This is a genomic window from Streptomyces sp. NPDC060209 (assembly GCF_042728155.1).
In the GTDB taxonomy this organism is placed as follows: domain Bacteria; phylum Actinomycetota; class Actinomycetes; order Streptomycetales; family Streptomycetaceae; genus Streptomyces.
On record NZ_JBHWZS010000294.1, the window covers coordinates 1 to 10,832 of the forward strand.

The 10,832-nt window shown below is 69.3% G+C and carries 13 protein-coding genes; 7 read left to right on the forward strand and 6 right to left on the reverse strand.

Annotated elements, in window-relative coordinates; genetic code table 11:
- Nucleotides 1-52: 52 nt before the first annotated feature.
- Nucleotides 53-502 carry a nuclear transport factor 2 family protein gene (locus ACFWFI_RS35230; protein WP_387398422.1) on the reverse strand — a complete coding sequence of 150 codons (450 nt, stop codon included), beginning with the start codon at nt 500-502 and terminating at the stop codon, nt 53-55.
- 85 nt (nt 503-587) lie between these two features.
- Between ACFWFI_RS35230 and ACFWFI_RS35235 the strand changes: the two genes are divergently transcribed.
- The 3 genes from ACFWFI_RS35235 (at nt 588) to fabV (ending at nt 3,495) form a co-directional block, all read left to right on the forward strand.
- Nucleotides 588-1,157 (forward strand): PadR family transcriptional regulator, encoded by a 570-nt coding sequence (locus ACFWFI_RS35235; protein WP_387398425.1) that lies wholly within the window; start codon nt 588-590, stop codon nt 1,155-1,157.
- Nucleotides 1,144-1,962 carry an SGNH/GDSL hydrolase family protein gene (locus tag ACFWFI_RS35240; protein WP_387398428.1) on the forward strand — a complete coding sequence of 273 codons (819 nt, stop codon included), beginning with the start codon at nt 1,144-1,146 and terminating at the stop codon, nt 1,960-1,962. The genes ACFWFI_RS35235 and ACFWFI_RS35240 overlap by 14 nt, the downstream gene beginning before the upstream one ends.
- A 318-nt stretch (nt 1,963-2,280) precedes the next feature.
- Nucleotides 2,281-3,495: an enoyl-[acyl-carrier-protein] reductase FabV gene (fabV, locus tag ACFWFI_RS35245; protein ID WP_387398431.1), complete on the forward strand. Its 1,215-nt coding sequence runs from the start codon at nt 2,281-2,283 to the stop codon at nt 3,493-3,495.
- 122 nt (nt 3,496-3,617) lie between these two features.
- Here fabV and ACFWFI_RS35250 read toward each other — a convergent pair whose 3' ends face one another.
- On the reverse strand, nt 3,618-4,244 hold the full coding sequence (locus tag ACFWFI_RS35250; protein WP_387398434.1) for a hypothetical protein: 627 nt from the start codon (nt 4,242-4,244) through the stop codon (nt 3,618-3,620).
- A gap of 174 nt (nt 4,245-4,418) precedes the next feature.
- Between ACFWFI_RS35250 and ACFWFI_RS35255 the strand changes: the two genes are divergently transcribed.
- Nucleotides 4,419-5,222 carry a class I SAM-dependent methyltransferase gene (locus ACFWFI_RS35255; RefSeq protein ID WP_387398436.1) on the forward strand — a complete coding sequence of 268 codons (804 nt, stop codon included), beginning with the start codon at nt 4,419-4,421 and terminating at the stop codon, nt 5,220-5,222.
- A 293-nt stretch (nt 5,223-5,515) separates the two neighbouring features.
- Here ACFWFI_RS35255 and ACFWFI_RS35260 read toward each other — a convergent pair whose 3' ends face one another.
- Nucleotides 5,516-6,061: a DoxX family protein gene (locus ACFWFI_RS35260; RefSeq protein WP_387398439.1), complete on the reverse strand. Its 546-nt coding sequence runs from the start codon at nt 6,059-6,061 to the stop codon at nt 5,516-5,518.
- A gap of 403 nt (nt 6,062-6,464) precedes the next feature.
- Here ACFWFI_RS35260 and ACFWFI_RS35265 point away from each other — a divergent pair, with 403 nt between their 5' ends.
- On the forward strand, nt 6,465-6,680 hold the full coding sequence (locus ACFWFI_RS35265; RefSeq protein WP_387398442.1) for a hypothetical protein: 216 nt from the start codon (nt 6,465-6,467) through the stop codon (nt 6,678-6,680).
- A 128-nt stretch (nt 6,681-6,808) separates the two neighbouring features.
- Here ACFWFI_RS35265 and ACFWFI_RS35270 read toward each other — a convergent pair whose 3' ends face one another.
- Together ACFWFI_RS35270 and ACFWFI_RS35275 are read right to left on the reverse strand one after the other, a co-directional pair.
- Nucleotides 6,809-7,405: a hypothetical protein gene (locus tag ACFWFI_RS35270; RefSeq protein ID WP_387398444.1), complete on the reverse strand. Its 597-nt coding sequence runs from the start codon at nt 7,403-7,405 to the stop codon at nt 6,809-6,811.
- 264 nt (nt 7,406-7,669) lie between these two features.
- Nucleotides 7,670-8,167 carry a hypothetical protein gene (locus ACFWFI_RS35275; protein WP_387398446.1) on the reverse strand — a complete coding sequence of 166 codons (498 nt, stop codon included), beginning with the start codon at nt 8,165-8,167 and terminating at the stop codon, nt 7,670-7,672.
- 333 nt (nt 8,168-8,500) lie between these two features.
- Here ACFWFI_RS35275 and ACFWFI_RS35280 point away from each other — a divergent pair, with 333 nt between their 5' ends.
- Both ACFWFI_RS35280 and ACFWFI_RS35285 read left to right on the forward strand, forming a co-directional pair.
- Nucleotides 8,501-8,884 carry a DoxX family protein gene (locus ACFWFI_RS35280; protein WP_387398449.1) on the forward strand — a complete coding sequence of 128 codons (384 nt, stop codon included), beginning with the start codon at nt 8,501-8,503 and terminating at the stop codon, nt 8,882-8,884.
- Nucleotides 8,885-9,168: 284 nt separating this feature from the next.
- A complete protein-coding gene (locus ACFWFI_RS35285; RefSeq protein ID WP_387398451.1) occupies nt 9,169-9,636 on the forward strand; it encodes an SRPBCC family protein in 468 nt (155 codons plus the stop codon).
- A 132-nt stretch (nt 9,637-9,768) separates the two neighbouring features.
- Here ACFWFI_RS35285 and ACFWFI_RS35290 read toward each other — a convergent pair.
- Nucleotides 9,769-10,832 (reverse strand): winged helix DNA-binding domain-containing protein (locus tag ACFWFI_RS35290; RefSeq protein ID WP_387398454.1); only part of this gene is annotated, 1,064 nt, incomplete at its 5' end.

Consider the following 10,832-nt stretch of genomic DNA (forward strand, 5'->3'; position numbering starts at 1 on the left):
GGGGTCGTTCTCCGGGTGGGGGGGTGGGGGGCCGGCGCGCGCGCCCCCTGCGTTAGCCTACGGTGGGGCCGGCGGGGTCCCGGGCGGGGGCCCGGGCCCCGTCGGCGACCAGGCCCGCAAGTACCGCCTGGCCCAGGGCCTGCACAGCGGACTGGGGGCGAACCATCACGGTGAACTCCTTGACCCGGCCGGCCTCGTCGAACTGGAGCAGGTCGATCCCGTGGATCTCCTTGCCGTTCACCGTGGCCCTGAAGAGCAGGATTTCCGACTGAGCCTCTTCACCGTCGGCGCTGGTCTCGGCCGTGCCCTCGAAGTTGCCGATGTAGCGGAAGTCCTCGAAGGTGCGCAGCAGGACGCCGAAGAGTCCCAGCACCATGGACTTTCCCTCGAAGGGCGTGAACTTCACGGGGCTGTAGAGACGGATGTCCTCGGTGAACAGGTCCTCCAGGGCGGCGAGTTCGCCCTTCTCCACGGCGTCGCGGAAGCGTTCAGCAGTCTCCATGACCTCTCCAGTACTCAAGGATATGACTAATCACTTTCTTGAGTATGATGCAGCGACGGACGAGGAAAGGGAAGGGGCTGCTTCGATGGCCTTGCGACATGCGGTGCTGGCCGCGCTGCTGGACGGCGAGTACAGCGGATACCAACTGGCGAAGGCGTTCGACATCGGCGTCGCGAACTTCTGGCACGCCCTGCCGCAGCAGCTGTACGCCGAGCTGTCGAAGCTGGAGAAGGAAGGGCTGGTCGAGGGTCGGCAGGTGGTCCAGGAGACGCGGCCCAACAAACGTCTGTTCCGGGTCACCGATGCCGGTCGCGCCGAGCTGGAGGCGTTCGCCGCAGCCGTGTCGAAGCCCTCGTTCATCCGCGACGATCTGCTGGTGAAGGTCCAGGTCGCCGACCGCATCGGCACGGCGCCGGTGATCGAACAACTCGAAGAGCGGGCCTCGGCGGCCGAGGCCAAGATCGAGCTTCTCGGCAAGCTGCTGCGGCAACTGCGTGGCGATGCGGACGAGGAGGAGTTCCTCCTCCGGGGCGAGCGGATCGGGCCGTACCTCACCTGCCTGCGCGGTCTGGCCTTCGAGCAGGAGCACCGGGGCTGGTGCCTCAGGATCGCAGCCGTCCTCAAGGAAAGACAGTCGACACATGCCGAACGGTGAGTACCTGCGCTACGTCGCCCTGGGCGACAGTCAGACCGAAGGGCTCGGCGACGGGGACGACACCGTAGGCCTACGGGGTTTCGCCGACCGGCTCGCCGAGCGCCTCGCGGCTGTCAGCCCGGAGCTTCGGTACGCCAACCTCGCCGTACGAGGTCGTGTCGCCCAACAGGTCCGCGCTGAACAGTTGGGGCCGGCCCTGGCTTTGCGGCCCGACCTGGCCACCGTCGTCGGTGGGGTCAACGACCTGCTCCGGCCCCGGTTCGACGCCGCAGAGGTGGCCGGGCACATGGAAGAGATGTTCGCCGCGCTCACAGCAGCCGGGGCCCATGTGGTGACGCTGACCTTCCCCGACGTGGGGAAGATCGTGCCCCTCGCCCGGCCGATCAGGTCCCGTGTGTTCGACCTCAATTCCCACATCCGCGAGGCGGCCGCCCGCCACGGGGTCACGGTTGCCGAAACCGGCCGACAAGCCGTCGCCACCGACCCACGACTGTGGAGTGCGGACCGGCTCCACGCCAGTCCTCTCGGCCATGAGCGGATCGCCGCAGCTGTCGCCCAAGCCATCCACCTGCCCGGAAGCGACGACGCCTGGACCCTTCCCCTGCCGCCGCGGAGCGTTCCCACGGGGTGGCAGACCGCAGGAGCCGAACTACGCTGGGCCGCCGCATTCCTCGGCCCCTGGCTCGGACGCCGCTTGCGCGCTCAGTCCTCCGGCGACGGCCGCACCTCGAAACGCCCCCAGCTCCTGCCGCTGAGTGCCGCGTCCCGATCCACGGCGGACACCGGTCAACGGGAATCTTCGTAGGGCCAGCATCGCCCCCGGGCGGTGTCCCCTCGAACGACCGGCGTCGCGGACGTCCGACAGTCGCTGCGCACACACCGCGGGGAAGCCGGCCCCGAGATGGCGAAAGCACCCGTGGCCGGGGGTGCCGACCGGTGCGCGCGGCCCGGGAATGCACAGCCTCGCCCTGCTCCAAGTGGTGGACTCCCTCCAAGACCGTCTCGCCATTACTGTTCAGGTCGAGGCGACTGCCCAGGCCCGTACGGAAGGAGACTTGCGGGACGCGGTGCACTCTCCGGCGCCCGCGTCCGTGGACACGCCGACCGGTAAGGACGCCTCCTCATGGCCGAACGCATCGTCAACTCCCGCTCCCGCGGATTTCTGTTCCTCGACTCTCATCCGGCCGGCTGCGACCGCATCGTGCGCACCATGTGGGACGCGGTCCCCGCGCCGGCGTCCGACACCCCCGGCCAGGACGCGCCCGTCGCGCTCGTGATCGGCTCGTCCTCCGGGTACGGACTGGCGGCGACGATCGCAGGGCTGGCCCGAGCGGGGATCCGGGGCATCGGGGTGTCCTTCGAGAAGGCTCCGGGACGCCGTACCGGAACGGCAGGCTGGTACCGGACCGCGACGACCGCCGACCTCGCCCGGCACCACGGGCGGGACTTCGTCTTCCTCAACGGCGACGCCTTCTCCGACGCTCTCAAGAACGAGGTCGCCGACGTGCTGCGCGAGAGGTTCGCAGGGAAACTCGACTACCTCGTGTACTCCGTCGCGGCGCCGCGTCGCACCGACCCCGACACCGGCATCACCTACTCCTCGGTCCTCAGGCCGATCGGCGAGGCGTACCGCACGAAGACTCTCGTCTTCGACGACGAGGGCGCACCGGACGTCAGGACCGTCGAGACCGGACCGGCCGAGGGCGACGACATCGATCAGACCGTCGCTGTGATGGGCGGGGAGGACTGGGCCCGCTGGATCGACCACCTCGCTGCCCATGACCTGCTGGCTCAGGGCTTCACCACGGCGGCCCTGTCGTACATCGGCTCTCCTCTGACCGGTGCCATGTACCGGCAGGGCACGATCGGTGCGGCCAAAGCGCATCTGGAGCAGACCGCCCGCGACCTGAACGACCGGCTCGCGAAGGAGGTCGACGGGAGAGCGCTCACGTCCGTCAACGGGGCAGCCGTCACCCAGTCCAGCACAGCCATCCCCGGCATCGCTCTGTACGTCGGTCTGCTCCGAAGCGTCCTCGGCGACGGAATGGTCCCGCCCATCGCCCAGCTCACCCACCTCTGGGACCAGCTGACCGGGCGCGCCCCGCTCGACGTGGACGATCAGGACCGCGTCCGTCTCGACACCTGGGAGCTCACCCCGGCAGTCCAGGACGCAGTCGCGGAGCGCTGGCAGAGCGCCACCACCGACACCATCACCGACCTCGCCGACCTCGGCTGGTTCACCACGCAGGTGAAGCACCTCTACGGCTTCGGCGTGCCCGGCATCGACTACGCGGCCCCGGTCGAGACCGACACCCCCTGGCCCCACCACACCGCCTGACGCCCCGGCACCCACGGAGCGGCCGCCGCACATGTGACCCGGCTCGACGGCCTCCCGGCATGTGAACGATCGCTCCTCACCACGACGACCGGGCGCCGCGGTGTGGGGACCAGGACATCAGGTCATGCGGACTCCTGCCGGGTGGGCAGCGCGTGTGCCAAGAGGAATTCGGTCGCCCGTGCGATGGCCTCGGTGGAGGTGCTGTGGTCAGCCTCGGACTCTTCCTGCTGCTGGTCCGCGGCGGTGGCCGTGTACCACCAGGCGTCGGCATCCAGGTCGTGGTGAATGACGGCTGCGCCGCCTGCGTACTGGAGCGGAATGGACTGACCTGCGGTCCTCCTGGCTACCGCGTGGGGCCACTTGAGGCGGGCGGACTGACGCTTGATGCCGCCCCAGGCCGTACCCAGCTGGGTGTAGCTGGCTCCACTGCGGCCGGCGACGGTGGCGGCACTCTCGGCCAGCCGGTCGACGGACCGCTTGGTTTCGTACAGTGCCCGCAGCAACGCCAGTTGCACGTCGGGCGCGGCCATGAGCGCGGGGTCGAACGGCTGGCCGGCCGTGCGATAGGCGAGTGCGCGTGTCGAGATCCGTTCGGCCAGCGCGCGGACCGCGTCGAGCACTTTGTCGTCCATGGAGAACGCGTCGTCTTCGGTGGGCTCGCTCCAGGCGGGCTCCACCGGCGTCGCGACTGTGGCCCAGAAGCTCGCGTCGTTCTTGTCAGGGGTCGGGATCGCTGTCACATCGTCCATGCGACAAACTTACCTGCCGAACCGAGCTCACGACAAGTGAAACTGTCGCACATAAAGCGACAGCTATTCCTGTCGCCTCCTGCCCGACTCAAGGACGCCAAGGGGCCTGCCGCCTTTGGACGGACCATGGTGGGCTTCGAGACCGGTGGGCGGGGAGAGAAGGTGGGGCAAGGCATGGCCGAGCACGGCATGGACCACGGGTACCTGCTCGACAATCAGCAGTCGGAGGCGGGCATCCGATTCGGCGCCCTGGCCGAGCTGTTCGATCCGGTGATCTTCCGGCACATCGACCGGATCGGCATCACCACGGGCATGCGGTGCTGGGAGGTCGGGGCAGGCGGCCCGTCCGTTCCTGCCGGCCTGGCCGAGCGTGTGGGAACCGCGGGGAAGGTGGTCTGCACCGACATCGACGTGTCCTGGGCCCGGGACGCCGCCTCCGATGTCGTCGAAGTCCTGCGGCACGACGTCGCGGCCGATCCTCCGCCGCAGGGCGGCTTCGACCTGGTGCACGCCCGGCTGGTCCTGGTGCATGTCGTCGACCGCGCCGAGGCACTGCGCCGCATGGTCGAGGCACTGCGACCCGGCGGTGTGCTGCTCCTGGAAGATGCCGATCCAGGGCTGCAGCCCTTGCTGTGCCCGGACGAGTCGGGCCCCGAGCAGCGGCTGGCGAACCGCCTCCGTTCCGGTTTCCGTGAACTCATGGCGGCACGCGGTGCCGATCTCTCGTACGGCCGCACACTGCCCCGGCTGCTGCGCGAAGCCGGCCTGCGCGACGTACAGGCGGATGCCTACTCCCCGATCACCTCGCCGGCCTGCACCGTCCTTGAGGCAGCGACCGTCCGGCAGATCCGTGACCGACTCGTGGCGGCGGAGATCGCGACCGACGAGGACATCGACCGCCACCTGTCGAACGTCGCCACCGGGCAACTCGATCTGGCGACGGCCCCGATGGTCTCCGCCTGGGGACGCCGCCCGTAACCGGCGCCGTAGGGCACCCACCGCGAGTGCTGGACGGTCTCGCGGACGCCGACGACGAGAACCCCGATGTGTGACTGCCCCATGAGCGCGGGTGGTGCCTCAGCGCGTTCAGTCGCACACCCTCGGGTCACACCAGCACGTGTGTGACCCGAGGGTCGTGAAACGCAGTCGCGCAGGACCCGGGAACTACATATCTGGCTCGCTCCGGTGCCGTAGGGCACCTCCGAGCGTCCAGGATGAGCAATGCGGCGAACCGACGACCCCCGCCGCCACCGCAGGAGCGACGGTGACAGTCACTTGCGGATCAGCAGGACAAGGCCGGCGATCACAGCGGCGAGCAGCACACCGGCCACGCCGTAGACGAGCCGGTGCGCGCGCAGGCCGGGCAAGAACCGGTCCACGGCGATCCGGCCGGGCCCGGTCAGAGCCAGTCCGGCAGCTCCCACGAGCAGCAGCAGCTCGTACTCGACGCCCGCGGGAGCGAAGAAGCCACCGCCCCACTTGACGGCCAGGGCGTTGATCATCGTACCGAGGACGGCGGCGCCGGCGAGCGGCGTCAGGAAGCCGAGCACAAGGCCGAGTCCGCCGAGAGTCTCACTGAGGCCGGCGATCACGGCCATCGTCCGGCCGGAGGGGTATCCGCTCATGGTGAAGAACTGGCCGGTGCCCTCGATACCCCCGCCTCCGAACCAGCCGAACAGCTTCTGTACACCGTGTGCGGCCACGGTCAGCCCGAGGGCTACGCGGACGAGCAGCAGGCCGACGTCGTAGGCGTGCGGTGAAGTGCCCTCAGAAGCGGCTGAGGAGGAAGGGGCGGGGCGGGTCAGGACGGAAGTCATGCGGCACGGATCCCTTTCAAGAGAAAACTTGAACTTTCAAGATTGCTCCGAGCGTAGCTGATGCGTGAAACTTCAACAATTTGGGCCGTCCGGAGCGGGCGCGTCGGGCGTGCGGCAGGACGATGCCTGCAGACCGCCGAGCCGGAGACGGCCTCAGCAGGACGCCCGGGAGGACAGCGTCGAACTGACGCCGCGCAGCGAAGGCCGGCACACCCGCGCCACGTCAGGAACATCCGCCTTTCGGTCGGGAAGCAGCCGTCCCGACGTGCACGCCGACACGCCCCGGCCACCGCTGTCGGCACTCCCCGGCAGGCTGTGGCCAGGTGGTCCAGCGGCAGGCCCAGCGCATGGGCCAGGGCTGCCACGACAGGGCGGGTCGAATCGAGACCCGGCAGCCACGCTCATGACCGGAGGACGCAACGACTACCGCACCGAGGCCGACGCCGACGCCGACGCCGACGGATGGACCCTCCGCACGATCGACGGCAGCCACGCCGCCCACATCGAACACACCATCGCCATCACCGAGGACGGCCCGGCCCCCGCATCCTCACCCAGCCCGACCTCGAACCCGCTCACACGCGGTAGCACCGCCCGGGGCGCTCCAACGCACGAATAGGCAGTGGCGCCCTGTCTGCACATGGACACGGGGCCTGGCGTGGAAGTCCGGGTCGCGGATGAAGGTCCAGAGCCCGGCACCTCGGCCCTGACCCCTGTGGCGAGTTGGGGGCCGGTCCTGCGCGTTCATCACACCATGGGGACCAAGACCGACGGCAGATCGCCGGCCTCGACGGCTGCCGGATCGATGGACAGTGCGCAGTGGTTGCCGATGGCGGTGAACACTGCCGTGGACAGCCGCCCCCCGTGCTCCTCGTAGTACGCCACCACTTCGGCTTCATCTTCGTCGGGCAAAGACGGGAACACCGCGTCCGCTGCACACAGTGCCGCATCCAAGTCGGACGACTGACCGGTGTCCTGTCCGAAGTCGGCCCGCCAGGCCTGCCCGTCACCCGGCGCATGGATGATCATCGACGGTGGGCTCCACCGGTTCATCGTCACGCAGACGATCTCCTCACCGGGACAGGGCCGCATCGACTTGACCCCCGAGTACCCGGTCGCCCACGTCGCCGTCCCCCAGTCCTCCAGCACGTACACCCAGTCGCCGCACGTCCCGTACATGACGGGGTTGACGTGGGGTGACGGTCTGCCCGGCCGTCCCACCGGCACGGCGAGATCCTTGTACGGGGTGCGCGCGGCAAGCTGATCGAGGTCGGCACCCAGCGCGATGAGGAACTCGTCCGCTTCGAGGCCGCGGGCGCAGGTCAGCGATATCCCGCCGAGCATTCCGGGCAGGGTTGCGGATCTATCGGTGGTGCTGTGTGCGCCTATCCAAGCGATCCCGTTGGGCATACTCGTCACACTAGTTGGGTGGACCGCCCCAACAGATCGGCGACTCCGGCCTCCCGATGTCACGAGGTGGGCTGCCCAAACTGACGGCCGGTCATGGTCTCCCAGGCCGGGTCCGTGCCGTGCAGCGGCTGCTGCTGCTGCTGCACGAGACGGTACGCAGACGATTCACTGGTTCGCACCGACTCCGCAGGCGGCGCATCAGTTCTGGTCGGTGACCCTGCGACCGATCTGTTCGAGAAACTCTCGGATGGACGCTGCCGCGACCTCGAAGTCGCCGGACCAGGAAGCCGTGGTCGACCTCCATACTCGCCCACTGCCTGCCACTGCGAACAGATGGCCACCCCCATCGCTGGCGAACACGAGGGCAGGTGACTCGTCATCGACCTGGACGGAGCCGTACTCCCGGAAGTGCCCGGCAACCGCCGAGGCCGAGTGGACGAAGTATCCGCACTCGACGTCCGGCAGGGAAATCTCACATACAACCCAGTAAAGGGTGGTCAGGTCGGAAGGGATCGCGATCAGGTCCACGAGAGCACCGGTCGCCTCGTGACTCTCAACCGTCGCGAGGATGACTGCGTTCTCGCCGGGCGGGAAACCATGCGTCTTCGGGAACGACGACATCAACACCCCGAGCCTGGCAGAAATCCGCTCGCCCCAGCCTCTCACCCACTCCGGGTCGAGTCGCTCAACAGACACGTTCCTCCTCCTCGGCACCCTTCAGCCCGGCATCCGCGAGCCTCGAGGAATCTATCGAAGGACACGTCGGAGCGGTGTTCCTGCGCTGGGCCGGTGTGACCGCTGCGGGGTCAGGCACTGCACCTACCGGCAACGGGCGCGACGTTCGCCGAGCAGCAGTGGTCAGCACGATCCCGCCTGATGCCTGCTCCGCGTCCATCTTCCGGTCTGCCGGCCCAGCTCTGCGCAGCGGCGGCAGCACCTCGCGCACTGCCGCCGGCGAATCCCGACCACCATTCTTACTCTGGAGTAACCTTTGTGTCCCGCACCGCTGGTCAAGCTCCAGGAGCCCCCATGGCACGCATCCGCCACATCCCGCGCTCGCCCCTGCTGCTCGCCGGCCTCCTGGCCGCGGCCGGGGTCGCGCACTTTGCAGCGCCCAAACCGTTCGAAGCGGTCGTGCCGCGAGCGCTCCCCGGCAGCCCCAGGACCTGGACCCGGGCCAGCGGCGTAGTGGAATTGGCGCTCGCTGCGGGACTCGCCGTACCTCGCACCCGGCGCCTCAGCGCCCAGGCCACCGCGCTCTTCTTCGTCGGTGTCTTCCCCGCCAACGTCAAGATGGCGTACGACTGGCGGACCCGCCCCGCACCTGCGAGGGCACTCGCCTACGGCCGCCTTCCGCTCCAGGTCCCGCTCTACCTGTGGGCGCGCGCGGAGGGGCGTCCTCAAACCGGCTGACAGGCGCACGCTCTCCTACTCCCCCGAGCCCCGACCGTCCCCACGCCCCGCAACACGGCGGCGCCACGGGCCGCCCCATACATCCGTTCCAGCTCAGGCCTCCGGCCCTAAGGGCTGTCCCGTAGCACCCGGCGGGCGCACGACGACAGCTACGGCACCTCGCCGCGTTGTCGGGTCGCCCGAATACGCCCAGTATGAGGACGCCCCTCCGCCTTGCGATGCACCGCATCCGACGCCGCGCGCTGATCCACCGGGCACTACGGGACAGCCCTTAGACTCGGGCGATGAGCAGGATCGACCGCGCCAGCCGGGTGATCGCAGCACCACCGGCAAGTGTCTACGGCGCTCTTCTCGACCGGACGTCACTTGAGGCCTGGCTACCGCCGGACGGCATGCGCGGGCGAGTCGAGCGCTGGGATCCCCGGCCCGGTGGCGGGTTCCGGATGATCCTCACCTACCTGGACCCCGCCGACAGCCCCGGGAAAACCTCAGATTCCACGGATGTCGTCGAGGTCGTGTTCGCCGACCTGGTGCCCTCGGAGCGCGTGGTGCAGCAAGCGGTGTTCGAGGCCGACGACCGGGCCTACGCGGGCACGATGACGATGACCTGGCACCTCGCCGCCGTCGGTGACGGGACGGAGGTGACCGTCATCGCGGCGGACGTGCCACCCGGCATCGATCAAACGGACCACGAAACGGGGATCGCCTCCTCGCTGGCGAACCTGGCTTCGTACGTCGAAACCACCGGCTGAAGCAGGGCCGGCTGCGACCGGGCCCGGCCGCGATGCTCGGCGTCAGCCTTCGATGCCGGCCGCGACCGCCGTGCGAGTGCCGCGCCGGGGCAGCGGTTCCGACGGCGGCGGGGGTGGAGCCGGGCAGCGCGGTCAAGCCTTGACGATCGTCCTCTCCGCATCGGGAAACCCCTTGTCCCACCAGTGTCCGTAGCGCCCGTAGACGGCTGGATCGCGGCCGGCGAGCAACGCTGACAGTTTCTCCGCCTCCTCGGTCAGACCTTGCCACGCGGCCCTGCCGAGCTTGTGGAAGGCGGTGAGTTCCAGTCCGCCGTCGGCGGCGCGCCACACTCCGACGACCTGCCCGTCGACGAGCAGGCAGGGCAGCATGTCGCCATTGCGCCGAACGACCAATGGCCGGTACTCCTCGGGCAGGACTCGCCCGGGGACGGCGTGGGCCAACAGCGTGCTGTCCCACATCGGCAGCAGCCTCGGCAGCGCCGGAGTGTCCTCGGTAGGCACGGTGGCGCCCACCAGGTCGAACAGGGCGGCGCGTCCCGGGCCTGCCACCCGCACCACCTTGTCGCCGAGTTCATGCAGCGCCTGGGTGATCACCGGGCGAGTCAGCAGGGTGAACCGGGCGAAGTCCTGGGCCGACGCGGGCCCGAACGCCCGCAGGTAGGAAAGCAGGAGCCACTTCACCCCGGCGCCCGCTTCCTGCGGGACGGACCCCGGTGTCGCCGAAGAGTCCTGATAGGCGTTCCGCTGTGTGAACGACCACGGGCCGCCGGTCGGCACATGACGCACCGGCGCGTACGTGCGCAACGCCCACCACAGGCGGTGCGCGTGCTCGCCGAACCGCCCCGTGACCTCGTCCTCGACGTCGGCACCGGTGCGGGCCCGCGCCAGGAACCGGGCAAGCTCCGGTAGCAGCGCGTCGGCGTCGGTGGGAGACAGCCCTGTCGCGGTGAAGCGGCGGTCGTACAGCCGGGACGCCCTCAGACTGCTCAGCATGGCGGCGCGGTAGAGCGCGTAGTCCTCGGCGTGAACGGCATGCAGCGTGATCCGCATGAGGGTCGCCTTCACGATCCGGCCCTCCGAGAACGCCGCGTCGAGGTCCTCGGGCACGAAATCCTGTACTCGGTTCCACAGCGCCAGGTACGGCGAGGCCGGTGTCTGCGCCTGCAGGGCGCAGACACCGCGAACCGCTTCCGCCA